At 64.3% G+C, this 25,662-nt stretch carries 21 protein-coding genes; 13 read left to right on the forward strand and 8 right to left on the reverse strand.

Translation table 11 applies throughout. The annotated features are described in order from the left end of the window. Nucleotides 1-16 precede the first annotated feature (16 nt). From pepP to gcvP, 9 genes are all read left to right on the forward strand, one after another. On the forward strand, nt 17-1,351 hold the full coding sequence (pepP, locus tag LOY51_RS01145) for a Xaa-Pro aminopeptidase (protein ID WP_258644113.1): 1,335 nt from the start codon (nt 17-19) through the stop codon (nt 1,349-1,351). After that, nucleotides 1,348-2,547 (forward strand): 2-octaprenyl-6-methoxyphenyl hydroxylase, encoded by a 1,200-nt coding sequence (ubiH, locus tag LOY51_RS01150; protein WP_258644114.1) that lies wholly within the window; start codon nt 1,348-1,350, stop codon nt 2,545-2,547. The genes pepP and ubiH overlap by 4 nt, the downstream gene beginning before the upstream one ends. Beyond that, on the forward strand, nt 2,544-3,026 hold the full coding sequence (locus LOY51_RS01155; protein WP_125462176.1) for a DUF4442 domain-containing protein: 483 nt from the start codon (nt 2,544-2,546) through the stop codon (nt 3,024-3,026). Before ubiH ends, LOY51_RS01155 begins: the two co-directional genes overlap by 4 nt. 9 nt (nt 3,027-3,035) lie before the next feature. Further along, a complete protein-coding gene (locus LOY51_RS01160) occupies nt 3,036-4,253 on the forward strand; it encodes a 2-octaprenyl-3-methyl-6-methoxy-1,4-benzoquinol hydroxylase (protein WP_189654548.1) in 1,218 nt (405 codons plus the stop codon). Nucleotides 4,254-4,408: 155 nt separating this feature from the next. After that, on the forward strand, nt 4,409-5,410 hold the full coding sequence (locus tag LOY51_RS01165) for an extracellular solute-binding protein (RefSeq protein WP_125462178.1): 1,002 nt from the start codon (nt 4,409-4,411) through the stop codon (nt 5,408-5,410). A gap of 161 nt (nt 5,411-5,571) precedes the next feature. Beyond that, the gene (locus tag LOY51_RS01170; RefSeq protein ID WP_258644115.1) at nt 5,572-7,194 is read left to right on the forward strand and encodes an ABC transporter permease; all 1,623 of its coding nucleotides are present in this window, start codon (nt 5,572-5,574) and stop codon (nt 7,192-7,194) included. Nucleotides 7,195-7,318: 124 nt separating this feature from the next. Next, the gene (gene gcvT / locus LOY51_RS01175) at nt 7,319-8,401 is read left to right on the forward strand and encodes a glycine cleavage system aminomethyltransferase GcvT (RefSeq protein ID WP_125462180.1); all 1,083 of its coding nucleotides are present in this window, start codon (nt 7,319-7,321) and stop codon (nt 8,399-8,401) included. Between the two features lie 49 nt (nt 8,402-8,450). Continuing rightward, nucleotides 8,451-8,834: a glycine cleavage system protein GcvH gene (gcvH, locus tag LOY51_RS01180; protein ID WP_258644116.1), complete on the forward strand. Its 384-nt coding sequence runs from the start codon at nt 8,451-8,453 to the stop codon at nt 8,832-8,834. A 218-nt stretch (nt 8,835-9,052) separates the two neighbouring features. Beyond that, on the forward strand, nt 9,053-11,926 hold the full coding sequence (gcvP, locus tag LOY51_RS01185; RefSeq protein ID WP_258644117.1) for an aminomethyl-transferring glycine dehydrogenase: 2,874 nt from the start codon (nt 9,053-9,055) through the stop codon (nt 11,924-11,926). A gap of 98 nt (nt 11,927-12,024) precedes the next feature. Here gcvP and LOY51_RS01190 read toward each other — a convergent pair whose 3' ends face one another. The 6 genes from LOY51_RS01190 to LOY51_RS01215 all read right to left on the reverse strand — a co-directional run bounded on the left by LOY51_RS01190 (nt 12,025) and on the right by LOY51_RS01215 (nt 17,324). Continuing rightward, complete coding sequence (locus LOY51_RS01190; RefSeq protein WP_125462183.1) at nt 12,025-12,426, reverse strand: hypothetical protein; 402 nt, start codon at nt 12,424-12,426, stop codon at nt 12,025-12,027. A 201-nt stretch (nt 12,427-12,627) separates the two neighbouring features. Further along, nucleotides 12,628-13,029: a hypothetical protein gene (locus LOY51_RS01195; protein ID WP_125462184.1), complete on the reverse strand. Its 402-nt coding sequence runs from the start codon at nt 13,027-13,029 to the stop codon at nt 12,628-12,630. A gap of 7 nt (nt 13,030-13,036) precedes the next feature. After that, a complete protein-coding gene (locus tag LOY51_RS01200) occupies nt 13,037-14,443 on the reverse strand; it encodes a PAAR domain-containing protein (RefSeq protein ID WP_258644118.1) in 1,407 nt (468 codons plus the stop codon). Nucleotides 14,444-14,809: 366 nt separating this feature from the next. Continuing rightward, nucleotides 14,810-15,124 (reverse strand): DUF2388 domain-containing protein, encoded by a 315-nt coding sequence (locus LOY51_RS01205; protein ID WP_125462185.1) that lies wholly within the window; start codon nt 15,122-15,124, stop codon nt 14,810-14,812. Nucleotides 15,125-15,217: 93 nt separating this feature from the next. Beyond that, nucleotides 15,218-16,897 carry a GspE/PulE family protein gene (locus LOY51_RS01210; RefSeq protein WP_258644120.1) on the reverse strand — a complete coding sequence of 560 codons (1,680 nt, stop codon included), beginning with the start codon at nt 16,895-16,897 and terminating at the stop codon, nt 15,218-15,220. 100 nt (nt 16,898-16,997) lie between these two features. Then, on the reverse strand, nt 16,998-17,324 hold the full coding sequence (locus tag LOY51_RS01215) for an ACT-like domain-containing protein (protein ID WP_125462187.1): 327 nt from the start codon (nt 17,322-17,324) through the stop codon (nt 16,998-17,000). 125 nt (nt 17,325-17,449) lie between these two features. Between LOY51_RS01215 and LOY51_RS01220 the strand changes: the two genes are divergently transcribed. Next, on the forward strand, nt 17,450-17,920 hold the full coding sequence (locus tag LOY51_RS01220) for an Lrp/AsnC family transcriptional regulator (protein ID WP_110992159.1): 471 nt from the start codon (nt 17,450-17,452) through the stop codon (nt 17,918-17,920). Here the strand turns inward: LOY51_RS01220 and LOY51_RS01225 are convergent. Next, complete coding sequence (locus LOY51_RS01225; protein ID WP_258644122.1) at nt 17,909-19,300, reverse strand: CYTH domain-containing protein; 1,392 nt, start codon at nt 19,298-19,300, stop codon at nt 17,909-17,911. The two genes, LOY51_RS01220 and LOY51_RS01225, sit on opposite strands and share 12 nt — an antisense overlap. 206 nt (nt 19,301-19,506) lie before the next feature. On the opposite strand from LOY51_RS01225, the gene argE reads away from it, so the two are divergent. Together argE and argA are read left to right on the forward strand one after the other, a co-directional pair. Then, on the forward strand, nt 19,507-20,649 hold the full coding sequence (gene argE / locus LOY51_RS01230) for an acetylornithine deacetylase (protein WP_125857089.1): 1,143 nt from the start codon (nt 19,507-19,509) through the stop codon (nt 20,647-20,649). A gap of 125 nt (nt 20,650-20,774) precedes the next feature. Beyond that, nucleotides 20,775-22,073: an amino-acid N-acetyltransferase gene (gene argA / locus LOY51_RS01235; RefSeq protein ID WP_125462190.1), complete on the forward strand. Its 1,299-nt coding sequence runs from the start codon at nt 20,775-20,777 to the stop codon at nt 22,071-22,073. Between the two features lie 154 nt (nt 22,074-22,227). Here argA and LOY51_RS01240 read toward each other — a convergent pair whose 3' ends face one another. Continuing rightward, nucleotides 22,228-23,604 (reverse strand): glutamine synthetase family protein, encoded by a 1,377-nt coding sequence (locus LOY51_RS01240; RefSeq protein WP_110992163.1) that lies wholly within the window; start codon nt 23,602-23,604, stop codon nt 22,228-22,230. 667 nt (nt 23,605-24,271) lie between these two features. Between LOY51_RS01240 and LOY51_RS01245 the strand changes: the two genes are divergently transcribed. Continuing rightward, on the forward strand, nt 24,272-25,630 hold the full coding sequence (locus LOY51_RS01245; RefSeq protein WP_258644123.1) for a glutamine synthetase family protein: 1,359 nt from the start codon (nt 24,272-24,274) through the stop codon (nt 25,628-25,630). Nucleotides 25,631-25,662: the final 32 nt, after the last annotated feature.

Consider the following 25,662-nt stretch of genomic DNA (forward strand, 5'->3'; position numbering starts at 1 on the left):
TCGGGGTCGTTTGCCCATGAGCCACATACCCAAGGCGGAGTACGCCCGTCGGCGCAAGGCGCTGATGGCGCAGATGGTCCCCAACAGCATCGCCATCCTGCCCGCCGCCGCCGTTGCCATTCGCAACCGCGACGTCGAGCACGTCTATCGCCAGGACAGCGACTTCCAGTACCTCAGCGGCTTCCCCGAGCCCGAGGCGGTGATTGCCCTGATCCCCGGCCGCGAGCATGGCGAGTACGTGCTGTTCTGCCGCGAGCGCAACCCTGAGCGCGAGCTGTGGGATGGCTTGCGCGCCGGCCAGGACGGTGCGATGCGCGATTTCGGTGCCGATGACGCCTTCCCCATCACCGATATCGACGAGATCCTGCCCGGCCTGATCGAAGGCCGCGAGCGGGTCTACAGCGCCATGGGCAGCAACCCCGAGTTCGACCGCCGGCTGATGGACTGGATCAACGTGATCCGTTCCAAGGCCCGCCTGGGCGCGCAGCCACCGAACGAATTCGTTGCCCTGGATCATCTGCTGCACGACATGCGCCTGTATAAATCGGCGGCGGAAGTGAAAGTCATGCGCGAGGCCGCGGCGATCTCGGCGCGGGCCCATGTGCGGGCCATGCAGGCCTGCCGCGCCGGGCTGCACGAATACAGCCTGGAAGCCGAGCTGGACTACGAGTTCCGCAAGGGTGGGGCGAAGATGCCGGCCTACGGCTCGATCGTCGCGGCCGGGCGCAACAGCTGCATCCTGCATTACCAGCAGAACGACGCGCCGCTCAAGGACGGTGACCTGGTGCTGATCGACGCCGGTTGCGAGATCGACTGCTACGCCAGCGACATCACCCGCACCTTCCCGGTCAACGGGCGTTTTTCGCCGGAGCAGACGGCGATCTACGAACTGGTGCTCGCGGCCCAGGCCGCGGCCTTCGCGGTGATCGCCCCCGGCAAGCACTGGAACCATGCCCACGAGGCCACCGTGCGGGTGATCACCGAGGGCCTGGTGGAACTGGGCCTGCTCAAGGGCGAGGTGCAGGCGCTGATCGACAGCGAGGCCTATCGCGCCTTCTACATGCACCGCGCCGGGCACTGGCTGGGTATGGATGTGCACGACGTGGGCGAATACAAGGTCGGTGGCCAGTGGCGCGTGCTCGAACCGGGCATGGCCCTGACCGTCGAGCCGGGCATCTACATTGCCGCCGACAACCAGAACGTCGCGAAGAAATGGCGCGGCATCGGCGTAAGGATCGAAGACGACGTGGTAGTCACCAGGCAAGGTTGTGAAATCCTCACCTCGGGCGTGCCGAGAACCATCGCCGAAATCGAAGCGCTGATGCTCGATGCCCGCAAGGCTGTGGCATGAGCCGGGTCAACCTGGCGATCATCGGTGGCGGGCTGGTTGGCGCCAGCCTTGCCCTCACACTCCAGGCCGGGGCCAAGGCCCGCGGCTGGAAAATCCTGCTGATAGAGCCGTTCGCCCCGGGCGACAGCTTCCAGCCAAGCTACGACGCGCGCTCCTCGGCGTTGTCCTACGGCACCCGACAGATCTACGAGCAGTTGGGCTTGTGGCAGGCCATCAGCCGCCGCGCCGAGCCGATCAGCCAGATCCAGGTATCCGACCGTGGCCGCTTTGGCGCCACCCGCCTGGATGCGCGCGAAGAGGGCGTGCCGGCGCTGGGTTACGTGGTCGAGAACGCCTGGCTCGGCCAGTGCCTGTGGCAAGCCATCGACAACGAGGTGGTGAGCTGGCGCTGCCCGGCCGAGGTCAAGGCGATGCAGGCCATCGCCGGCGGCTACCGCCTGCAACTGGACGACGACACTTCGCTGGAGTGCGACCTGGCAGTGCTGGCCGACGGCGGCCGCTCTGGTTTGCGTGAACAGTTGGGCATCCATGTGCGCAGCACGCCCTATGACCAGAGCGCGCTGATCGCCAACATCACTCCGGGCGAGGCTCACCGCGGCCAGGCGTTCGAGCGTTTTACCGAGCAAGGCCCGATGGCGTTGCTGCCGTTGCCGGAAAACCGCTGTGCGCTGGTCTGGACCCGCCAGGGCATGGACGCCCGACGCCTGGCCGAGCTTGACGAGCGCAGCTTCCTGCGTGAACTGCAGGACGCCTTCGGCTACCGTCTCGGCGCCTTGCGTCAGGTGGGCGCAAGGCACCTGTACCCGTTGGCGCTGGTCGAGGCCCAGGAGCAGGTGCGCCCGCACCTGGTAGTGCTCGGCAACGCCGCCCACAGCCTGCACCCGATTGCCGGCCAGGGCTTCAACCTGTCGCTGCGTGACGTGCAGTCGCTGGCCGACGCACTGCTGGCCGGCCCGCAACAACCCGGCGACCTGGCCACCCTGCAGGCTTACCAGCAGCGCCAGCGGCTCGACCAGGCGCTGACCATCGGCTTCTCCGACCAGGTCACCCGCGTGTTCGGCAGCAACCAGCCACTGATCACCACCGGGCGCAACCTCGGCCTGCTGGGCCTCGACCTGTTGCCACCGGCAAAAAGCTGGTTCGCCCGCCAGGCCATGGGCCTCGGCACCCGCCCCGACCCGCGGGGCCGCCCATGAGTGATCCCCGCAAGCTCGCGCGCAAGGCCCGCCTGCTGCGCTGGCTGCTCAACTGCTACCCGCCCTACCTGGGCGCCGGCATCCGTGTCCTGGCCATCAGCCCGGACATGCGCAGCGTCAAGGTGCGCATGAAACTGACGCGGTGGAACCGCAACTACGTCGGCACCCAGTTCGGCGGCAGCCTGTACTCGATGGTCGACCCGTTCTACATGCTGCTGCTGATCGAGCAGCTGGGGCGCGAATACATCGTCTGGGACAAGGCCGCCAGCATCGATTTCATTTCGCCGGGCAAGGGCCCGGTGTACGCCGAATTCCACGTCGACGACGCGCTGCTGGACGAGATTCGCCAGCAGACCGCCAGCGGCAAGAAATACCTGCCCAGGTTGCAGGTGGAGATCCGCGATGGCGCCGGCGAGCTGGTGGCGCGGGTCGACAAAACCCTATATGTGCGGCTCAAGCCGCAAGCGAGGCAGGCGTAAGGCATGGAAATGCGCGCAGATCTTTTGATTGTCGGTGCCGGTATGGTCGGCAGCGCCCTGGCCCTGGCCCTGCGCCACAGTGGCCTGGAAATCCTCCTGCTCGATGGCGGCCCGCTGTCGGTCAAGCCTTTCGATGCCCAGGCGCCATTCGAGCCTCGCGTCAGTGCGCTATCGGCGGCCAGCCAGCGCATCCTTGAGCGCCTTGGCGCCTGGGACGGCATCGCCCGGCGGCGGGTCTCGCCGTACTCGGACATGCATGTCTGGGATGGCAGTGGCACCGGGCAGATCCACTTCTCGGCGGCCAGCGTGCATGCCCAGGTGCTCGGCCACATTGTCGAAAACCGGGTCATCCAGGATGGCCTGCTGGAGCGCCTGCACGACAGCGATGTCGGCCTGCTGGCCAACGCTCGCCTGGAGCAGCTGCGCCGCTCCGGCGATGAGTGGCTGCTGACCCTCGCCGATGGCCGCACACTGCGAGCGCCGCTGGTGATCGCCGCCGACGGCGCCAATTCGGCGGTGCGCCGCCTGGCCGGTTGCGAAACCCGCGAGTGGGATTACCTGCACCACGCCATCGTCACCAGCGTGCGTTGCAGCGAAGCGCACCGCACCACGGCCTGGCAGCGTTTCACCGACGAAGGCCCGCTGGCCTTCCTGCCGCTCGATCGCGATGGCAAGCAGGACTGGTGCTCGATCGTCTGGTCGACTACTCCGGAGCAGGCCGAGCAGGCCATGGCGATGGACGACGCGGCGTTCTGCGCTGCGCTGGAGCGTGCCTTCGAGGGGCGTCTGGGCGAGGTGCTGGAAGCGGACCCGCGGGTGTGCGTACCGCTGCGCCAGCGCCATGCCAAGCGTTATGTGGAGGAGGGCCTGGCGTTGATCGGCGATGCCGCCCACACCATTCACCCGCTGGCGGGGCAGGGGGTCAACCTGGGCTTCCTCGATGCCGCGGTGCTGGCCGAGGAACTGGTGCGCGCCACCGAGCGTGGCGAGCGTCTGGCCGATGTGAAGGTATTGAGCCGCTACGAGCGCCGGCGCATGCCGCACAACCTGGCGCTGATGGCGGCGATGGAGGGCTTCGAGCGATTGTTCCAGGCCAACCCGTTGCCGTTGCGCTGGTTGCGTAACAGCGGCTTGAAGCTGGTGGAGCAGATGCCTGAGGCCAAGGCGATGTTCGTGCGTCAGGCGCTGGGGCTTAGCGGTGACTTGCCGGAGCTGGCCAGGGCTTGAGGTCCAATCGCGGGGCAAGCCCGCTCCCACGCCAGTCCTGTGGGAGCGGGCTTGCCCCGCGATTGTTTGCAACATCTGGTAACTGCTCGGCAGGTGAGCCAGAAAATGGGATTCACTACCATTCGCACCTCTCATATCAGCGAGGAGTGCCCCCCATGTTGCCCCGCAAACCCCTACTGGCCGCCCTGGCCCTCACGCTGTTCGGCGGCACCGCCCAGGCGGCGGACGAAGTGGTGGTGTACTCCTCGCGTATCGACGAGCTGATCAAGCCGGTGTTCGACGCCTACACCGCCAAGACCGGCGTCAAGGTCAAGTTCATCACCGACAAGGAAGCGCCGCTGATGCAGCGCATCAAGGCCGAGGGCCAGAACGGCGTGGCCGACCTGCTGCTCACCGTCGATGCCGGCAACCTCTGGCAGGCCGAGCAGATGGGCATCCTGCAGCCGATCAAGTCGGACATCATCGACAAGAACATCCCCGCGCAATACCGCGCCTCGTCCCATGACTGGACTGGCCTGAGCCTGCGTGCGCGGACCATCGTCTACTCCACCGAGCGCGTGAAACCCTCGGAGCTGAGCACCTACGAAGCCCTGGCCGACAAGCAGTGGGAAGGCCGCCTGTGCCTGCGCACGGCGAAGAAGGTCTACAACCAGTCGCTGACCGCCACGCTGATCCAGAACCACGGCGAGGCTGAAACCGAAAAGCTGGTCAAAGGCTGGGTCAACAACCTGTCTACCGACGTGTTCTCCGACGACACCGCACTGCTCAATGCCATCGCTGCCGGACAGTGCGACGTGGGCATCGTCAACACCTACTACTACGGCCGCCTGCACAAAGAGAAGCCTGACCTGCCAGTGAAGCTGTTCTGGCCCAACCAGGGCGACCGTGGCGTGCACGTCAACCTGTCGGGTATCGGCCTGACCAAGCATGCACCGCACCCGGAAGCGGCGAAGAAGCTGGTGGAGTGGATGACCGGTGAGGAAGCGCAGAAACTGTTCGCCGACATCAACCAGGAGTTCCCGGCCAACCCCAAGGTAAAGCCTTCGGAAGAAGTGGCGGCCTGGGGCAGTTTCAAGGCTGACAGCATTCCGGTGGAAGTGGCCGGCAAGCGCCAGGCCGAGGCTATTCGCTTGATGGATCGGGCTGGCTGGAACTGAGTTTCAGCGCTTATCCTTGCGGGGCCTTCAAGGCCCCCTTCGCGGCTAAAGCCGCTCCCACAGGTTTTGTGCTGCCTGCAAGGTTTGCCCGGCCCCTGTGGGAGCGGCTTTAGCCGCGAACGACCGCGCAGCGGTCGCAATCCGTAACCGAGATCCCTGCCTTGCCCCACGCCCCCCAACGCCGCTGGTACCCCCCGGTCTTTCTCATTGCCGCGCTGGTCCTGCTGCCGCTGAGCGTCCTGCTGTTGTCCTGGCAGACGGTCGACCTGCAGATCTGGTCGCACCTGCTCGACACCCAGATGAGCCGCCTGCTGGGCAACACCTTGACCCTGGTGCTGGGTGTCGGTGTCGGCGTGACCGTGGTGGGCGTGAGCCTGGCCTGGCTCACCAGCCTCTGCGAGTTCCCCGGGCGGCGCTGGCTGGATTGGGCGCTGATGCTGCCATTCGCCATCCCGGCCTATGTCCTGGCATTCGTGTTCGTCGGCCTGCTGGATTTCGCTGGCCCCGTGCAGAGTGCCCTGCGCGAAGTCTTCGGGCCGATGCGCCTGCCCCGGGTGCGCTCCACCGGTGGAGTGATCACCGTACTGGTGCTGGTGTTCTACCCCTACGTCTACCTGCTGGCGCGCACCGCGTTCATGGCCCAGGGCAAGGGCCTGATGGAGGCGGCGCGGGTGCTGGGGCTGTCGCCGTTGCAGGCGTTCTGGCGGGTGGCATTGCCCATGGCGCGGCCGGCCATCGGTGCGGGTATCGCCCTGGCGCTGATGGAGACACTGGCCGATTTCGGCGCGGTGTCGGTGTTCAACTTCGACACCTTCACCACCGCCATCTACAAGACCTGGTACGGCTTCTTCAGCCTGTCCAGCGCCGCGCAGCTGGCCAGCCTGCTGCTGCTGGCCGTGATGCTGGTGCTGTACGGCGAGCGGCGTTCACGCGGCGCCAGCCGCAGCGGCCACGAACGGCCACGGGGCCAGGCGCTCTACCACCTGCGGGGCATCAAGGCGTTCGCCGCCAGCAGTTGGTGCCTGCTGGTGTTCGCCTGCGCCTTCGTCATCCCGCTGCTGCAACTGCTGGTGTGGTGCTGGCAGCGGGGCCGGCATGACCTGGACGAACGTTATCTCGGGTTGGTGCTGCATACCCTCTACCTGGGTGGCATGGCGGCGCTGATTACCGTCTGCGCCGCCTTGCTGCTGGCCTTTGCCCGGCGCCAGGCGCCGACCACCGGCATCCGCGCCGGGGTCGGCCTGGCGAACCTGGGCTATGCCTTGCCGGGCTCGGTGCTGGCGGTGTCGATCATGCTGGCGTTCAGTTACCTCGACAATCAACTGGTGATTCCGTTTTCGCAATGGCTGGGTGGGGCGGGCAAGCCGCTGCTGCTGGGCAGCCTGTCGGCGTTGCTGCTGGCCTACCTGGTGCGCTTCATCGCTGTCGCCTACGGCCCGCTGGAAAGCAGCCTGGAGCGCATCCGCCCGTCGCTGCCGGAGGCTTCACGCAGCCTTGGGGTCGCCGGGCCGAGATTGTTTTTCAAGGTGTATCTGCCGTTGCTGGTGCCGGGTGCCCTGAGCGCTGCGTTGCTGGTGTTCGTCGACGTGCTCAAGGAAATGCCGGCCACCCTGCTGATGCGCCCGTTCGGCTGGGACACCCTGGCCGTGCGGGTGTTCGAGATGACCAGCGAGGGGGAATGGGCGCGCGCCTCGTTGCCGGCGCTGAGCCTGGTGCTGGTCGGCCTGCTGCCGGTCATCGGTTTGATCCGCCGCTCAGCCCATCGTCCGGGGCAACCGCGCTAAAGGTGTCAGGCCGACAGCTTGCGGCTACAATGCGCGGCATTCGCAGCGGCGGCTCCTACAAGAACAGGTGATGACTGAACATCGCCGACTGCCGCCGCCTCGCCACGCCCGGAAGGAGAAACCCATGGGACAGCGTACGCCTCTGTATGACCTGCACCTGGCGCTCGGCGCCAAGACGGTCGATTTTGGCGGTTGGGACATGCCCCTGCACTACGGCTCGCAAGTCGAGGAACACCATCAGGTGCGCAGTGACTGCGGGGTCTTCGATGTCTCCCACATGACCGTCATCGACATCGATGGCTGTGCCGCCACCCCTTGGCTGCAACATCTGCTGGCCAATGACGTGACCCGCCTCGACACCCCCGGCAAGGCCCTCTACAGCCCGCTGCTGAACGCCGACGGCGGGGTGATCGATGACCTGATCGCCTACCGCACCGAGGATGGCTATCGCCTGGTGGCCAACGCGGCTACCCGCGACAAGGTGCAGGCCTGGCTGCAGGCGCACAGCGCCGGTTTCGCCATCAATTTCAAGCTGCGCCCGGAACTGGCGATCCTCGCCATCCAGGGCCCGCAAGCCCGCGAGAAGGTCGCGGCCCTGCTCAGCCCCGCACGCGCGGCCCTGATCCGCGAGCTGCGCCCGTTCGAAGGCGTTGCCGAAGGTGACTGGTTCATCGCCCGCACCGGCTACACCGGCGAAGACGGCCTTGAGATCATCCTGCCCGGCGCGCAGGCCCCGGCGTTCTTCAACGACCTGGTCGGTGCCGGCATTGCCCCGAGCGGCCTGGGTGCCCGCGACACCCTGCGCCTGGAGGCCGGCATGAACCTCTATGGCCAGGACATCGATGAAGCCCACACCCCGCTGACCTCCAACCTGGGCTGGAGCGTTGCCTGGGAGCCGGCCAGCCGCGACTTCATCGGCCGGGCCGGCCTGCTGGCGGAAATCGAGCAAGGTGTGCAGGAAAAACTGGTCGGCCTGGTGCTGGAAGAGCGCGGCGTGCTGCGCGCCCATCAGGTGGTCCGTGTGTCCGGGATTGGCGAAGGGGAGATCACCAGTGGTAGTTTCTCTCCTACGCTGAGCAAGTCCATTGCCCTGGCCCGCGTGCCCATTGCTACTGGCGAACGCGCCGAGGTGGAGATCCGCGGCAAGTGGTACCCGGTGCGGGTGGTCAAACCGACCTTCGTGCGCCACGGCAAGATCCTGATCTGACTACTTAAACGGCGGGCCAACCGCTGACCTAATCGAGGAATAAAAGACTATGAGCGATATCCCCGCCGACCTGCGTTTTGCCGAAAGCCATGAATGGGCCCGCCTGGAAGCCGACGGCACAGTGACCGTTGGTATCAGTGACCATGCCCAGCAAGCCCTGGGTGACGTGGTGTTCGTCGAGCTGGCCGAAGTCGGCAAGGTGTTCGCCGCAGGCGACGCTGCCGGCGTGGTCGAGTCGGTGAAAGCTGCCTCCGATATCTACGCCCCGATCGGTGGCGAAGTGATCGCGGTCAACGAAGAGCTGGCCGACAGCCCGGAGCTGCTCAACGAAGAGCCATACGAATCGTGGATCTTCAAGCTCAAGCCGAGCGACAAGTCCGAGCTGGACAAACTGCTGGATGCCGCGGGCTACAAGGCTGCCATCGGCGAGTAAGCCTGAGGGCCCTATCGCGGGGCAAGTCGCACCGGCGCACCGTCGCTCCCACAATCTGGATACTCCCAAGGATTGGGTGGTGTCCTCGACCTGGCGTGGGAGCGGGCTTGCCCCGCGATGGCCCTGGCACTGCAAGCGCAAGTTTTCCCGCACCATCGCCGATCCCTTCCTAGACTTGTAAGTCTCCATGAGAACTGGTCCAGGAAGAGATCGTCGCCATGTCCCAGTCGCCGTCCCTGCATCAACTGCAAGCACCCAACTCATTCCTGAGTCGCCACCTGGGGCCCGATGCCCAGGAGCAGCAGGCCATGCTCGATGCCCTTGGCGTCGCCAGCCGCGGCGAACTGATCGAGCAGACCGTGCCGCCTGGCATCCGCTTCAACCGCCCGCTCGACCTGCCGCCGGCCCTCGATGAACAGGCCGCCCTGGCCAAGCTCGCCGGCTATGCCGCGCAGAACCAGCTGTGGACCAGCCTGATTGGCATGGGCTACCACGCCACCGTCACCCCCACCGTCATCCTGCGCAACGTGCTGGAGAACCCGGGTTGGTACACCGCCTACACGCCCTACCAGCCCGAGATCGCCCAGGGGCGCCTGGAAGCGCTGCTGAACTACCAGCAGATGGTGATCGACCTCACCGGCCTGGCCCTGGCCAACGCCTCGCTGCTGGACGAGGCCACTGCCGCCGCCGAGGCCATGGCCCTGGCCAAGCGCGTGGCGCGCAGCAAGAGCAACGCGTTCTTCGCCGACGAGCATTGCCATCCGCAAACCCTGTCGGTGCTCAAGACCCGCGCTGAAGGTTTCGGCTTCGACCTGATCATCGACTCTGTGGATAACCTCGCCAGCCACCAGGTGTTCGGCGCCTTGCTGCAATACCCCGACACCCACGGCGAAGTGCGTGACCTGCGCCCGCTGATCGACCAGTTGCACGCCCAGCAGGCCCTGGCCTGCGTCGCGGCGGATATCCTCAGCCTGGTGGTGCTCACCCCGCCAGGCGAGCTGGGCGCCGACGTGGTGCTCGGTTCCACCCAGCGGTTTGGCGTGCCCATGGGCTTCGGTGGCCCTCACGCGGCCTATTTCGCCTGCCGTGACGACTACAAGCGGGCCATGCCCGGGCGCATCATCGGGGTGTCCCGCGATGCCCGGGGCAACACCGCGCTGCGCATGGCCCTGCAAACCCGCGAGCAGCACATCCGCCGCGAGAAGGCCAACTCCAACATCTGCACCGCGCAGGTGCTGCTGGCCAACATTGCCAGCTGCTACGCCGTCTACCACGGCCCCGAAGGCCTGCAGCGCATCGCCCAGCGGGTGCACCGGCTGACCTTCATTCTTGCCGCCGGGCTTCAAAGCAAAGGCATCAAGCGCCTCAACCAGCACTTCTTCGACACCCTCACGCTGGACGTCGGCGGCACTCAGGCGGCGATCATCGAAAGCGCCGAGGCTGCCCGCATCAACCTGCGCATCCTTGGCCGTGGGCATCTGGGCCTGAGCCTGGACGAAACCTGCGACGAAGCCACGGTGCTCAAGCTGTTCGACATCTTCCTTGGCGTCGACCACGGCCTGGACATCGCCACCCTGGACCAGCAAGCCCTGCCCGAGGGCATCCCCGGCGCCCTGGTGCGGCGCACGCCGATCCTGCAGCACCCGGTGTTCAACCTGCACCACAGCGAAACCGAGATGCTGCGCTACCTCAAGCAGCTGGAGAACAAGGACCTGGCGCTCAACCAGTCGATGATTCCGCTGGGCTCCTGCACCATGAAGCTCAACGCCACCAGCGAGATGATCCCGATAACCTGGCCCGAGTTCGCCCTGCCGCACCCGTTCGCCCCGGCCGCCCAGGTGCAGGGCTACAAGGCGATGATCGATGAGCTGGAAAGCTGGTTGTGTGCCATCACCGGTTTCGACACCATCTGCATGCAGCCCAACTCCGGCGCCCAGGGCGAGTACGCGGGGCTGATGGCGATCACCCGCTACCACCAGAGCCGTCACCAACCCAAGCGCACCCTGTGCCTGATTCCGTCCTCGGCCCACGGCACCAACCCGGCTTCGGCGCAGATGGCCGGCATGGAGGTGGTGATCGTCGAGTGCGACGAGCAGGGCAACGTCGACCTCGACGACCTCAAGGCCAAGGCCCAGGCCGCCGGCGAACGGCTTTCCTGCCTGATGATCACCTACCCCTCGACCCATGGCGTGTATGAGGAGGGCATCCGCGAGATCTGCGAGGTGATCCATCAGCACGGCGGCCAGGTGTACATGGATGGCGCCAACCTCAACGCCCAGGTGGGGCTGGCGCGCCCGGCCGACATCGGCGCCGACGTCTCGCACATGAACCTGCACAAGACCTTCTGTATCCCCCATGGCGGCGGTGGCCCGGGCATGGGGCCGATCGGCATCCGGGCGCACCTCAAGCCGTTCGTTGCCAGCCACCCGGTTGTGCCGGTGCCTGGGCTGGACCCGAACAACACGGCGGTGAGTGCCGCGCCGTGGGGCAGCGCAAGCATCCTGCCGATCAGCTGGATGTACATCGCCATGATGGGGCCACAGCTGGCCGATGCCAGTGAGGTGGCGATCCTGTCGGCCAACTACCTGGTGAGCCAGTTGCGCGATGCCTTCCCGGTGCTCTACAGCGGGCGCAACCAGCGGGTGGCCCACGAGTGCATCCTCGATTTGCGCCCGCTCAAGGCGCTGACCGGCATCAGCGAGGAGGACGTGGCCAAGCGCCTGATGGACTACGGCTTCCATGCCCCGACCATGTCGTTCCCGGTGCCGGGCACCTTGATGGTCGAGCCCACCGAGAGCGAGTCGAAGGCCGAGCTGGACCGTTTTGTCGAAGCGATGCTGGCGATCCGCGCCGAGATCGCGCAGGTGCAGGACGGCAACTGGCCGGCCGAGGACAACCCGCTCAAGCATGCCCCGCACACCCTGGCCGACGTGCTGGCGCCGTGGAACCGGCCCTACAGCATCGAACAGGGCATCGCCCCCAGCGCTCACGCGCGCCAGCATAAATACTGGCCGGCGGTGAACCGGGTCGACAACGTGTATGGGGACCGGAATCTGTTCTGTTCGTGTGTGCCGGTGGAGGCGTACCGATAAAGGAACTGTGCCCTGTAAATAGGCAGCGAGCCCTCCAGGAGAGCGATCCGCTCACCTGGGCGGTTTGCTGCTGGCCGTCGCTCGGTGATTTGTCGTGTTTATGAATAGGCATGATAAGTGATGGCGCATAGTAGTGCGCCGGCAGCCATGAGGAGTTCGCCGATGAAAAGTTGGTATTTCAGAGACTTTGGGAAGTTGTCTATTTCTTCTTTTTTTATTTTTCCAAGGCGGATATGCATATGCTTGGTCGGCCAATGCAATAAGCCGGCGATGGAGCCGGTTATCATTAATTTCCCCCAAGCCCCGAACATGCACCATAAAGCGCTTTGAAGCCTTAGCCAATCACTGCTTTTCAAGGCTGAGAGCATGATGTTCAGATTTTTGGTCCATGCCAGGCGAGCAATGATGAAAAGCCCAGTTAGCAGGATCACACACGGGGTAAGGGCAATGAAAAGTTTCCAGGACTTCGAGGATGATGCCAATTCAACAAGTAGGCTCATGTTGTAGTCACTCCGAGTACAGGGATTCAAAAAGGACATCGCCAATGTTTTCTCCCACCGCCATTCCGCTCATGCTCCCTGCCAGAGTTGTTGCGCCAGTTACGGCTATGACGCAAACGGTCGCACTGACCGGGCCAAGGCTGATGCACGCAGCCCCAGTTACAGATTTTTGCCTAGGCGTCGCTCGGTTATTTTTCGTATTTATGAATAGGCATGATAAGTTATGGCGCATAGCAATGCGCCGATAGCTATGAGGAGTTCGCCGATGAGAAGTTGATATTTTAGGGGTTTGGGAAAATTATCTATTTCTTCCTTTTTTATTTTCCCAAGGCGGATGTGCAAATTTTTTATCGGCCAGTGTAATAAGCTTGCGATGGTGCCGGTTATCATGAACTTCCCCCAAAGTCCAAACATGCACCATATCGCGTTTTGAAGTCTTAGCCACTCGCTGCTTTTCAAGGCTGAGAGCATTATTTTCAGATTTTTGGTCCATGCCAGGCGAATAATGATGAAAAGCCCTGTTAGCAGGATCACCCACGGGGTAAGGGCAATGAAAAGTTTCCAGGATTTTGAGGATGACGCTAATTCAACAAGTAGGCTCATGTTGTAGTCAATCCGAGTACAGGGATTCAAAAAGGACATCGCCGGTGATTTCTCCCGCCGCCATTCCGCCCATGCTTCCTGCCAAGGCTGCTGCGCCAGTTACGGTTATGAAGCAGACAGTTGCACTAACCGGGCCAAGGCTAAGGCACGCCGCCCCAGCTACATAGTTTGCGACAAAGTCGGCAGTCGCACCGCCAGCAAGGCCCCCTGCAAAATTTCCAGACTCAGTGAAACGAATTTTTTTACATGCAGTCGTTTCACCGGCTCGGCACGCCTCTTGGATTTTCAAAAGCGATGAAGAACCACCAAGGATAATCCCTACGCTCCCTCCATACTTCAGGTAGTTGGACATTTTTGCCAATTTGTCCAAGTGGGTTGAGTAACCCGGAATTTGTCCCGGCCCGCCGGCCTTGCTCCAGTGATGGACCAGGCTTCTGCTTGATATACCAAGGTCTCTACGCAAGGCGTCATGGCTGCCAAGGTCCATATGCTTGTTGAGAAAGGTGATCTTTAACTGTGCATCCAGTTTTTTGAAGAGCTCCTTGCGCGCACTGAAGAACTCCGAGCTTTTCAGATGGCCGTGCTTCGTGAATTGTTGCTGATGCAAGTGCTCTATACCGCGCAGTGTGCCCTGCAACTCCTCAAGTGATCTGGCCATCATCGTCTGGACAACGCCCATCGATAAGCTTGTATCTGCGAGCAGGCCTGCAATATCGCTCTGGTGGCGCATCATGAAATCCGCCTCCTCGGCGTTCATTTCAGTCAGTGCCTCCCGTGCCCTCTGCGCTGCGGCCATCAACTCGGCCTCTTCGCGGGTGCAGGCATGGCTATTGTCCGGGTCGCCGATGACGAAGATCTCTCCGGCCTTGAAGCCTTGAGCGAAGGTGGGGTTCAGCCGTTGCAAGCGGGCGACTGGCAGCGAGCCGCGCACCTCGAACAGGCGCATGAGCAACTGAGGGAACGAGGTGCTGCGTTGCACTATGTGAAACCCAGGTTCAAGGCCGCCGGGGGCTGCCGAAGCCATGGGCGATGTGGCGCGAGCAAAGGCCTGTGGCTGGGGTGGAGCGTTGCGACGCAAGCTATCGGAGGTGGGCAGGTGTGCCGAATTCGCCAGTGCCGCGACTTGCTGGTTCATTGGAGCCAAGACGTAGTTGCTACCTGCTGGGCACCCGCATTTTACGGGGGTGCCATCTACAGCGACGGGGATGCCATCCTGAAGCCAGCGTGACTCGCCATCGACGATCGTGCCTTGCTTGCCGCACCGCGGACATGGCGTGGTACGGTCACCCTCGAGTAGCCAGCGGCGGCCATGGAAAGTACCGCGTGCCTGGCCAGCGATACAGGTGGCATCAGTACTGGTGAGATCGCCGTCCAGGCCTTGGCCTTTACCGAAGATGTTCATGCGCTGGCTCATGCTGCTGCTTCCTTGTGAGTGGAAGCCGGACGCTAGCAGCCTGGGAACTGTCTTTTTTCAGCTCAGGAGAGTTAGAGAAAGGTCCTACGGCATTTGACGATTTGTATGGCGCTGCCGTATGGAAATAGGGCGCCTCGGAGCGGCATTTGAGCGTTGTATGGAGACCGGAACCCGTTCTGTTCGTGTGTGCCGGTGGAGGCGAATTGCTGAAATTGCCCCGCCCTGTGGAAGCAGCAATTTTGTGTTGCTTGTACTGGCCTCATCGCTGGCAAGCCAGCTCCCACAAGGCTTGCGCATGGCCTGGGCTGATGCGGTCGGAGTGGGAGCCGGCTTGCCGGCGATTGGGCTACACAGCAGCCTCCTGGATCACTCGGCTACGGCATTCTTGGCCAGGATTGCGTTGGCCAGTTCCATGTCGCTGGCCTGCACGCCTGGGTTGTCGGCGCGAACCTGGTTGATGGCAGCTTCCAGGAACGGCCCGCGAATCGCACCGTCACTGGCAACGAAGCTGCCGGCGTCATCCTGGGCGGCGACGATCAGCTTGTGGTCCTTGAAGGTCAGGTAGGTCGAGGCAGTGGTGGCACCCGAGGAGATGACGTTACGCCAGAACGTGTCGGCCATGGCGGAGCCAATGGGCAGCGCGAACAGGACAGTGGCTGCGATGGCTGTTTTGAAACGCATGATGAATCACCTCGGTCTTTGAGGGCTGTTTGAGATGCCCGTTGGATCATGCCTGCCCAGGCCAAGTTCCCGTTCACACAGGGGATTTATCACTTATCCACAGACCCGCAGCACCTCCTCCAGGGTGGTCAGGCCCTGCTCGACGCGGTCCTGGCCGCAGCGTTGCAGGTCACGCAGGCCGTCGGCCTGTGCCTGCCGGCGCAGGGCGGCCAGGTCGGCGCCCGGGGTGATCCGTTCACGCAGGCTGGCGCTGACCCTGAGCAACTCGAACAAGCCTGTGCGGCCCTGGAAACCGCTGCCCCGGCATTGACGGCAGGCCTGCTCCTGCTGGGCGCTGTCGCGGCAGGCCGGGCACAGGGTGCGCACCAGGCGCTGGGCCAGCACGCCGATCAGCGTGGCCTTGATCAGGTAGTCGGCCACACCCAGTTCCTGCAGGCGGGTAATGGCCCCGCAGGCATCGTTGGTGTGCAGAGTGGACAGCACCAGATGCCCGGTCAGCGCCGCTTGCACGGCTACCTGCGCGGTCTCGGGGTCACGGATCTCACCGATCATGATGATGTCCGGGTCCTGGCGCAGCAGGGCGCGTACGCCGTCGGCAAAGTTCAGGTCCAGGCCCGGCTGGACCTGCAGCTGATTGATGGCAGGTTCCAGGCGTTCGATGGGGTCCTCGATGCTGCACAGGTTCACCTGTGGTGTGGCCAGGTGCCTGAGGCTGGCATACAGCGTACTGGTCTTGCCCGAGCCGGTGGGCCCGGTGACCAGCAGGATGCCCTGGCGCTGTTGCAACAGCGTCTGCCACTGCTGCAGCAGCGGGCCGCCCAGCCCCAGGCGTTCGAGGGTGTCATGCCGTTGCCGGGGGTCGAACAGGCGCAGCACCAGCTTCTCGCCGAACGGCGTGGGCAGGGTGGAGAGCCGCAACTCGATGTCCGCCCCACCCGGTAGACGGCTTTTAAGCCGGCCATCCTGGGGCCGGCGTTTCTCCGCCACGTTCATCCGCCCCAGGTGTTTCAGGCGGCTGACCATGGCCAGTGCAACCGCCGCCGGGAAGGCGTAGACCGCGTGCAGCAGGCCGTCGATGCGCAGGCGCAGGTGGCCTTGCGCCTGGCGCGGCTCCAGGTGGATGTCGCTGGCGCCTTGCTCGATGGCGTACTGCAGCATCCAGTCGACGATGTGCACGATGTGGGCGTCGTCGGCACTGGCTTGAGCATGGCTGGCGCCCAGCTCCAGCAGTTGCTCCAGTTCGCCCAGGCGCGGCGACTGCTGCTGCCCGGCACCGTGCACCGAGTGGGCCAGGTCGTAGAAGGTCGTCGCCAGCTGGCGCAGTTGCCTGGGGCTGGCCAGCACCCGGCGTACCTGCTTGCCAAGGCTCAGGGCAAGGTCGGCTTCCCACTCGCGCTGGTAGGGCTGGGCGCTGGCCACGGTAATGCTGCTGTCGTCCATGGCCACCGCAAGGATGCCGTGGCGCTGGGCAAATGCCGCAGAGACCAGGTTGCCGAGGCGCGCCAGGTCGATCTGTAGCGGGTCGATGTGCAGGAACGGCTGGCCAGCCTGATGCGCCAGCCAGCGGCAGAGGCTATCCAGCCCGAGGGCCTGGCCTGGGTGCAGTGGGTCTGGCAGGGCCAGGCCGGCAATCAGTTCCAGAGGATGGTCGGCGGGGTGGGACCTTGCCCGTTCCAGTGCCTGCAGGGCATCGCCGGCGGTGATCCGCTGCTCGGCCAGCAGGGCGTCGAGCAGGCGGTTGAGGTCGAGGTCATGGCTATCCTTGGCGAGCATGGCGGCGTCCTGGCCAGGTGATCGAAGGCCTGGAAAGGCTAGACCGGGTGGCCCACCCGCGGTGCGGCAAAGGATTTCCGGATCTTGCCGCCGGCGGCCTTCAGCTGACTGCCGCGTGCGCCAGGCGCGGCAGGTTGTGCAGGCTGACGTCGGCGACGCAGACCAGGTTGCGCAATTTTTGCGCGATCACTTCGGCGCGGTGCCAGCTCAGGCCGCCGATACCGATCTGCACGTCGAGCAGGTCGTCGCACTGGCTCACCTGCACGCTGTGCGGGGTGAGAAATTGCAGCGCGAACAGGTTCAGCACTCGGCACAAGGTGTCCGGCTCGGCTTCGGCCTGCAGGTGGTAGTGCACGGTGCTGTGCGCGGCCGTGGCGGCCCAGGCGTCGGTGCGGGGCGAAGTGAGGGGGCGTTCGAGTGCGTTCATGCTGGGTCTCCGCGAAAGTGCAGAAATTCTTGCACGTTCGGCGGGGCATATTTTCGCTATGATTCGGCCATTTACGGTTTTGACGAATTAGTTAATTCGTTTTATGGCGCGTTGGAGAATCAATCATGCAAAGCGAACTGGACGCCTATGACCGGCGCATTCTCGAGGTGCTGCAGGCGGACGCTTCACTGTCCAGTGCGCAGGTCGCCGAGCGCGTCGGCCTGTCGCAATCGCCCTGCTGGCGCCGCATTCAGCGTCTGAAAGAGGAGGGGGTGATCCGCGGCCAGGTGACCCTGCTGGATCGCAAGAAGGTGGGGCTGAATACGCAGATCTTCGCCGAGGTGAAGCTCAATGCCCACGGCCGCTCGAACTTCGCCGAGTTCACCGAGGCGATCCGCGGCTTCCCCGAGGTGCTGGAGTGCTACGTGCTGATGGGCTCGGTGGATTTCCTGCTGCGGATTGTCACCCCGGACATCGAAGCCTACGAACGGTTCTTCTTCGAAAAGCTGTCGAATGTGCCGGGGATCCAGGAGGTCAATTCGATCGTGGCCCTGTCCGAGATCAAGTCCACGACCAGCCTGCCCTTAACGCGCTGAGGGCGACTTGAGCAGGTACTTCCAGGCGCGGTTCTGTTCGATGGCACGGGCCTGCTCGATGCGTGCTTCCAGCAGCTCGTCCTTGTGCTCATCGACCAGCGCTTGCTCGGCCAGCTCATGCAGCTTGTTCAGCTCACCGTACAGGCGGTCCTGCTGGGGCAGGTCGAGCACCTGGCGGGCATGGTGCATCCAGGCCTGTACCGACTCGATGCGCGGCAGCTGCTCGGCCAGGTCTTCCGGGCGCTGTACGTACAGCGGCAGTTTGAGGGCGCGGGCTTCCTCGCCGAGCAGGTGCTGCAGCCAGCTGGCCAGTTGCGCCTTGCCCTGGCGTTCGCCACGGCCTTTGCGCTCGACGGTCCAGGCACGGGCGTTCAGCCAGCGCGCGGTCTGCAGGGAGAACTGGCCCCAGCGCGGGTCTTCCAGCTCTTCGGTGAACTGCTCGGGCGCGGCGCGGCGGATGTCTTCGTCCTCGTTGCCGGCCAGCACCAGCGGGCGCCAGTCTTCCAGCAGGGCGTCGAGGCTGGCGCGCAGCTCGCGGGTGGCAGCGCGCGGCGCGGCCTGACCAAGGCTGCCCGTGAGTGCGCGCAGTTCGGCCAGGCAGCGTACCCAGTCCTGCAGCAGGCGCCAGTGGCCGGTGTGGCGGAACTGCTCGGCCAGGCGCTGGCTGCTGCCCAGCAATTGCCAGGCGAGGGCGGCGAAGGCGTCGTCCACCGGCATTTCGGCATCCAGCTCGGCGGTCGGCAGGTCCAGCTCGTAGCTGCCTTCGTCGAGCAGGCGGTAGCCGCGTTCGGCCTTGCTGATGTCACAGGGCATCAGTGGCAGCGTGGCGGCCAGTTCGGCGGCCAGCTCCAGCAGCGCTTCGGGCGCGCCTTCGCGCAGCTCGAGCTCCAGCTCGCAGATGGCTTCCTTGCGTTTGCCGGCGATCACGAAGCCTTGGTCCAGTGCAGCCTCGATCACCACCTTGGCCTTGCCACGGCCCCAGGAAATCTCCGCGTACTCGCGGGTGAAGTCGGTGGTGAACAGCGGCTTGATGGTTTTCTTGTCGAGCTCGGCCAGTTGCTCGGGCCAGCAGCTGGCGTCGAGCTTCTTCAGGTCGAGCTTGACCTTGTCCAGTTGCCACTCGTGCTCGTTGCGCTCGGACAGGCCGGCCACGCTCTGGCCGCGGCACTTGAGGGTCTGGATGATCACCTCGCCGTCACGGCGCAGGCGCAGGGCGACCCGGGCGGCGGACAGCTCACGCTCGGGGGTGTCGAAATACTGATTGAGCAGTTCGCGGGTCTGCCAGCCGGACTTGTTGCGCTTTTTCAGCAGCGGGTGCTCGCGCAGGGCGGCAAGGGTCTCGGGGCTGGCGCGGAGTTTGAGTTCGGTTTCAGTGTGCATCGCGGGCTCGCAGGGAGGGGGCATCGTTGCCGGGCAGTCTACAGCACTTACGTCATGAATCATCGTGGGAGCGGGCTTGCCCCGCGATAGATGGCACCGGCTGCGCCGGTATCGCGGGGCAAGCCCGCTCCCACGAAGGATGATCGATTTGCTTTGTCAGGCATCTGCATTGCTATGATGCCCCCATGCTTTTGAGGAGTCCGCGCATGCCGTTGCCGTCGCTGAAAGACCAGTTCGCCGCCCTGATCGCCGCCCCGTCGGTCAGTTGCACCCAGCCTGCGCTGGACCAGTCCAACCGCCCGGTCATCGACCTGCTGGCCGGTTGGCTGGGCGACCTGGGCTTCAAATGCGAGATCCAGCAGGTCACCCCCGGCAAGTTCAACCTGCTGGCCAGCCGCGGCACCGGCCCGGGCGGGCTGGTGCTGGCGGGGCACAGCGATACCGTGCCCTACGATCCGCAGCTGTGGAAAAGCGACCCGCTGAAGCTGACCGAGGTCGATGGCCGCTGGGTCGGGCTGGGCAGCTGCGACATGAAGGGCTTCTTCGCCCTGGTCATCGACGCGGTGATTCCGCTGCTGGAACACGACTTCAAGCAACCGCTGCTGATCCTCGCCACCTGCGATGAGGAGAGTTCGATGTCCGGCGCCCGCGCCCTGGCCGAAGCCGGCCAGCCGCTCGGCCGTGCGGCGGTGATCGGTGAGCCCACCGGGCTCAAGCCGATCCGCATGCACAAGGGCATCCTCATGGACCGCATCGACATCCTTGGGCGCAGCGGCCATTCGTCGGACCCGTCCCTCGGCCACAGCGCCCTGGAGGCCATGCATGCGGTGATGGGCGAACTGATGAGCCTGCGCCGCGGCTGGCAGGAAAAGTACCGCAATCCCCAGTTCACGGTGCCCACGCCAACCCTGAATTTCGGCTGCATCCACGGCGGCGACAACCCCAACCGGATCTGTGGCCAGTGCGCGCTGGAGTTCGACCTGCGCCCGCTGCCGGGCATGGATGTCGAGCAGCTGCGCGCGGCCATTCGCGGCAAACTGGCGCCGCTGGCCGAGCGCCACGAGGTGCGCATCGACTACGCGCCGCTGTTCCCCGAGGTGCCGCCCTTCGAGCAGGCCGCCGACTGCGAACTGGTGCAACTGGCCGAACGCCTGACCGGCCATCGCGCCGAAGCGGTGGCCTTTGGCACCGAAGCGCCTTATCTTCAGCAGCTCGGCTGCCAGACCATCGTCCTCGGCCCGGGCGACATCGCCTGCGCCCACCAGCCTGGCGAGTACCTGGAAATGTCACGTATCGAGCCTACCGTGCGTCTATTGCGTGACCTGATCCGGCACTATTGCCTGAGCTAAACGTCCATTGAGCTGATTCGTTCCTGCCTAGAGGAGACCGCGCGTGACCGCAAGCCTGTTCCGACGATGACTTTCGAACGTTGTGCGCCTTTTCGTTCTCCGTTCACTTATCCACAGGCCTCGTCATGCCCGATTACGTCAACTGGCTGCGCCATGCTTCTCCCTACATCAACGCCCACCGCGACTGCACCTTCGTGGTCATGCTCCCAGGCGATGGTGTGGAACACCCGAACTTCGGCAATATCGTCCACGACCTGGTGCTGCTGCACAGCCTCGGCGTGCGGCTGGTGCTGGTGCACGGCTCGCGCCCGCAGATCGAAAGCCGCCTGGCCGCCCGCGGCCTGACCCCGCACTACCACCATGGCCTGCGCATTACCGACGCGGCTACCCTCGACTGCGTGATCGATGCGGTCGGCGCTCTGCGCCTGGCCATCGAGGCGCGCCTGTCGATGGACATGGCGGCGTCGCCGATGCAGGGCTCGCGCCTGCGCGTGGCTTCCGGCAACCTGGTCACCGCGCGGCCGATCGGCGTGCTGGAGGGGGTCGATTACCACCACACCGGCGAAGTGCGCCGGGTCGACCGCAAGGGCATCAACCGCCTGCTCGACGAGCGCTCCATCGTGCTGCTGTCGCCGCTGGGCTACTCGCCGACCGGCGAGATCTTCAACCTGGCCTGCGAAGACGTGGCCACCCGCGCCGCGATCGAGCTGGGTGCCGACAAGCTGCTGCTGTTCGGCGCCGAACCCGGCCTGCTGGATGAGAAGGGGCAACTGGTACGCGAACTGCGCCCGCAACACATTGCGCCGCACCTGCAGCGCCTGGGCAGCGATTACCAGGCGGAATTGCTGGACGCGGCCGCCGAGGCCTGCAAGGGCGGGGTGGCGCGCAGCCATATCGTCAGCTACGCCGAAGATGGCGCGCTGCTGACCGAGCTGTTCACCCGCGGTGGCGGCGGCACGCTGGTGTCCCAGGAGCAGTTCGAAGTGGTGCGCGAGGCGACCATCGACGATGTCGGCGGCCTGCTGGACCTGATCAGCCCGCTGGAAGAGCAGGGCATCCTGGTGCGCCGTTCGCGTGAGGTGCTGGAGCGGGAGATCGAGCAGTTCAGCGTGGTCGAGCGCGAGGGCATGATCATCGCCTGTGCGGCGCTGTACCCGATTGCCGATTCCGAGGCGGGGGAGCTGGCGTGCCTGGCGGTGAACCCGGAGTACCGGCATGGCGGGCGTGGCGACGAGTTGCTCGAACGCATCGAAGCGCGGGCTCGGCAGTTGGGGTTGAAGACCTTGTTCGTGCTGACGACCCGGACCGCGCACTGGTTCCGCGAGCGTGGCTTTGCGCCCTGTGGCGTGGAACAGCTGCCGGCGGCGCGAGCGTCGCTGTATAACTTCCAGCGTAATTCGAAGATTTTCGAGAAGCCGTTGTAGGCGCATGCTTGTTGGGGCCTTTTCGCGGGTAAATCGCAGCGGCGAACCGCCGCTCCCACAGGTTATGTGCAAGGCCTGTGGGAGCGGGTTTACCCGCGAAGAAAGCGTCGCTGCAGCCAATAAAAAACGCCGCCCCTGAGGGCGGCGTTTTCGTTTACACGGTATGCAGATACCAGTTGTACTCGAGGTCGGAGATCGAATGCTCGAACTCCTCCAGCTCGCTCTCCTTGCACGCGACGAAGATGTCGATGTACTTCGGATCGATGTACTTGTTGAGGATCTCGCTGTCGTCCAGCTCGCGCAGGGCATCGCGCAGGTTGTTCGGCAGGCTCTGCTCCAGCTGCTCGTACGAGTTGCCTTCGATCGGCTCACCCGGTTCGACCTTGTTGGTCAGGCCGTGGTGCACGCCGGCCAGCACGGCCGCCATCATCAGGTACGGGTTGGCATCGGCACCGGCGACGCGGTGTTCGATGCGCACCGAGTCCGGGGAACCGGTGGGTACACGCAGGGCCACGGTGCGGTTGTCCAGGCCCCAGCTCGGCGCGTTGGGCACGTAGAACTGCGCGCCGAAGCGACGGTACGAGTTGACGTTGGGGCAGAGGAACGCCATCGAGGCGGGCAGGGTCTCGAGCACACCGCCGACAGCGTGACGTAGCGCGGCGTTCTGCTCGGGATCCTCGCTGGTGAAGATGTTGTTGCCATCTTTGTCCAGCACGGAGATGTGTACATGCAGGCCGTTGCCTGCCTGGCCCGGGTAGGGCTTGGCCATGAAAGTGGTGTCCATTTCATGGTCGTAGGCGATGTTCTTGATCAGCCGCTTGAGCAGCACCGCATAGTCACAGGCCTTGAGTGGGTCGGCAACGTGATGCAGGTTGACTTCGAACTGTGCCGGGGCGCTTTCCTTGACGATCGCGTCGGCCGGGATGCCCTGCTCTTTCGCGCCTTCGAGGATGTCTTGCAGGCAGTCGGCGTATTCGTCGAGGTCGTCGATCAGGTACACCTGGGTCGACTGCGGGCGCTTGCCCGAAATCGGCGAGCGTGGCGGCTGCGGGCGGCCGTTCACGTTCTCCTGGTCGATCAGGTAGAACTCCAGCTCGAACGCGGCGCAGATGGTCAGGCCCATGTCGGTGAACTTGCTCACCACCTGGCGCAACACTTCACGCGGGTCGGCGAAGAACGGCTCGCCTTCGAGTTCGTGCATGGTCATCAGCAATTGCGCGGTAGGGCGCTTCTGCCAGGGTTCGTTGCACAGGGTGTCGGGGATCGGGTAGCAGATGCGGTCGGCATCGCCGATGTCCAGACCGAGGCCCGTGCTTTCGACGGTCGAACCGTTGATGTCGAGGGCGAAGAGGGAGGCCGGCAGGTTGATGCCTTTCTCGTAAACCTTGTGCAGGCTCGTGCGCTCGATGCGCTTGCCACGAACCACACCATTCATATCTGCAATCAGAAGGTCAACGTAGAGAACCTCAGGATGTTCCTTAAGGAACGCGTTCGCTTCGTTAAGCTGAACGGCACGCGGGGGTACCGACATGATGCAACACCTTTGTTGTTAAAAATATCAATCAAGGGGGGCTTGCAACCCCAGTCAATCGGAAAGACCGGGTTAAGTCAAGCCAGCCCCATGATGCCCTGAAATGGCACGTCTACGGCAGATTTGCTGCATATCGGGGCGTGCCATTATCCGCTATTTTCGTGCTGAAGGGTTATCCAGAGCGGGCCGTGTTTTATTTTTTACGGAGTGGTTGTGTAAAAAAATGAACAAGGCTAAGCTCGGTCACAACCCAAAACACAATAATACGAGGGTCACATGGTCCGCCTGTCGAGACCTGCCAGCACCGCATGCACGGTGCGCTCAGGTACATCTCCCGGTTACCGTCCGATCATTGCACGCCTGCAACAGTGGGTGGCTGCAGTGGCCGCAATAATTGACGGTTCGCACAAAAAAACCATGCCTCGTAATGCGTTACTGCACGTCTTCCTTTCTATCTGCCCTTTGCTTTCACTGCGGAGCCACTCTTATGGAGTGTATCCACTGGCGTCCTGCGCGCAGGTTTTTGCTTTAGCAATGCACTCCATCCAGAATCAAGGCGCGGGCCTGTCCAGGCCCCTCGGCGCTGTGTGCGCCGACTTTGACCGACGCCAGGCGTCAATGGCAGCCGGTTCCCTGCAACCGGGCCACATTACCTCCTGAGGTATTTATGAGTAACAACCTCGACCAGCTCACCGATTGGTTGAAAGAGCACAAGATCACCGAAGTGGAATGCCTGATCAGCGACCTGACCGGCATCACCCGCGGCAAGATCTCGCCCACCAACAAGTTCATCGCCGAAAAAGGCATGCGCCTGCCCGAGAGCGTGCTGCTGCAGACCGTGACCGGCGATTACGTCGACGACGACATCTATTACGAACTGCTCGACCCGGCCGACATCGACATGATCTGCCGCCCCGACGAGAACGCGGTGTTTCTCGTGCCATGGGCCATCGAGCCGACCGCCCAGGTGATCCACGACACCTACGACAAGAAGGGCAACCCGGTCGAACTGTCGCCGCGCAACGTGCTCAAGAAAGTCCTCAAGCTCTACGCCGACAAGGGCTGGCAGCCGATCGTCGCGCCAGAGATGGAGTTCTACCTGACCAAGCGCAGCGAAGACCCGGACTTCCCGCTGCAGCCGCCGGTAGGCCGCTCCGGCCGCCCGGAAACCGGCCGCCAGTCGTTCTCGATCGAGGCCGCCAACGAATTCGACCCGCTGTTCGAGGACGTCTATGACTGGTGCGAACTGCAGCAGCTGGACCTCGACACCCTGATCCACGAAGACGGCACCGCGCAGATGGAAATCAACTTCCGTCACGGCGACGCCTTGCACCTGGCCGACCAGATCCTGGTGTTCAAGCGCACCATGCGCGAGGCGGCGCTCAAGCACAACGTGGCCGCCACCTTCATGGCCAAGCCGATGACCGGCGAGCCGGGCAGTGCCATGCACCTGCACCAGAGCGTGGTCGATGCCACCACCGGCAAGAACATCTTCTCCAATGCCGATGGCAGCATGAGCGAGCTGTTCCTCAACCACATCGGCGGCCTGCAGAAGTTCATCCCCGAGGCGCTGCCGCTGTTCGCCCCCAACGTCAACTCGTTCCGCCGCTTCCTGCCGGACACCTCCGCGCCGGTGAACGTCGAGTGGGGTGAAGAGAACCGCACCGTCGGCCTGCGCGTGCCGGATGCCGGCCCGCAGAACCGCCGGGTCGAGAACCGCCTGCCGGGCGCCGACGCCAACCCGTACCTGGCCATCGCCGCCAGCCTGCTGTGCGGCTACATCGGCATGGTCGAAGGCATCCAGGCCAGCGCGCCGGTACAGGGCCGCGGCTACGAGCGCCGCAACCTGCGCCTGCCGCTGACCATCGAGGATGCCCTCGAACGCATGGAAATCAGCCGGGCACTGGAGCAGTACCTGGGCAAGAAATTCATTGCCGGCTACGTCGCCACCAAGCGCGCCGAGCATGAAAACTTCAAGCGCGTCATCAGCTCCTGGGAGCGAGAGTTCCTGCTGTTTGCTGTGTGATCAACCCTGAGGCCGCCTGGGCGCGGCCACCG

Origin of the sequence: Pseudomonas sichuanensis (genome assembly GCF_024749065.1) — a bacterium.
GTDB lineage: Bacteria > Pseudomonadota > Gammaproteobacteria > Pseudomonadales > Pseudomonadaceae > Aquipseudomonas > Aquipseudomonas sichuanensis.

Bases quoted from the DNA above. Each gene is read 5' to 3' on its own strand.
- LOY51_RS01215 (WP_125462187.1), bottom strand. From the start codon at position 17,324: ATGAACGCACTCGAACGCCCCCTCACTTCGCCCCGCACCGACGCCTGG.
- LOY51_RS01245 (WP_258644123.1), top strand. From the start codon at position 24,272: ATGAGTAACAACCTCGACCAGCTCACCGATTGGTTGAAAGAGCACAAG.
- LOY51_RS01205 (WP_125462185.1), bottom strand. From the start codon at position 15,124: ATGCGTTTCAAAACAGCCATCGCAGCCACTGTCCTGTTCGCGCTGCCC.
- LOY51_RS01240 (WP_110992163.1), bottom strand. From the start codon at position 23,604: ATGTCGGTACCCCCGCGTGCCGTTCAGCTTAACGAAGCGAACGCGTTC.
- LOY51_RS01160 (WP_189654548.1), top strand. From the start codon at position 3,036: ATGCGCGCAGATCTTTTGATTGTCGGTGCCGGTATGGTCGGCAGCGCC.
- LOY51_RS01220 (WP_110992159.1), top strand. From the start codon at position 17,450: ATGCAAAGCGAACTGGACGCCTATGACCGGCGCATTCTCGAGGTGCTG.
- gcvH (WP_258644116.1), top strand. From the start codon at position 8,451: ATGAGCGATATCCCCGCCGACCTGCGTTTTGCCGAAAGCCATGAATGG.
- LOY51_RS01190 (WP_125462183.1), bottom strand. From the start codon at position 12,426: ATGAGCCTACTTGTTGAATTGGCATCATCCTCGAAGTCCTGGAAACTT.
- LOY51_RS01195 (WP_125462184.1), bottom strand. From the start codon at position 13,029: ATGAGCCTACTTGTTGAATTAGCGTCATCCTCAAAATCCTGGAAACTT.
- LOY51_RS01200 (WP_258644118.1), bottom strand. From the start codon at position 14,443: ATGAGCCAGCGCATGAACATCTTCGGTAAAGGCCAAGGCCTGGACGGC.
- LOY51_RS01155 (WP_125462176.1), top strand. From the start codon at position 2,544: ATGAGTGATCCCCGCAAGCTCGCGCGCAAGGCCCGCCTGCTGCGCTGG.
- LOY51_RS01210 (WP_258644120.1), bottom strand. From the start codon at position 16,897: ATGCTCGCCAAGGATAGCCATGACCTCGACCTCAACCGCCTGCTCGAC.
- LOY51_RS01225 (WP_258644122.1), bottom strand. From the start codon at position 19,300: ATGCACACTGAAACCGAACTCAAACTCCGCGCCAGCCCCGAGACCCTT.
- LOY51_RS01165 (WP_125462178.1), top strand. From the start codon at position 4,409: ATGTTGCCCCGCAAACCCCTACTGGCCGCCCTGGCCCTCACGCTGTTC.
- gcvP (WP_258644117.1), top strand. From the start codon at position 9,053: ATGTCCCAGTCGCCGTCCCTGCATCAACTGCAAGCACCCAACTCATTC.
- pepP (WP_258644113.1), top strand. From the start codon at position 17: ATGAGCCACATACCCAAGGCGGAGTACGCCCGTCGGCGCAAGGCGCTG.
- argE (WP_125857089.1), top strand. From the start codon at position 19,507: ATGCCGTTGCCGTCGCTGAAAGACCAGTTCGCCGCCCTGATCGCCGCC.
- argA (WP_125462190.1), top strand. From the start codon at position 20,775: ATGCCCGATTACGTCAACTGGCTGCGCCATGCTTCTCCCTACATCAAC.
- ubiH (WP_258644114.1), top strand. From the start codon at position 1,348: ATGAGCCGGGTCAACCTGGCGATCATCGGTGGCGGGCTGGTTGGCGCC.
- gcvT (WP_125462180.1), top strand. From the start codon at position 7,319: ATGGGACAGCGTACGCCTCTGTATGACCTGCACCTGGCGCTCGGCGCC.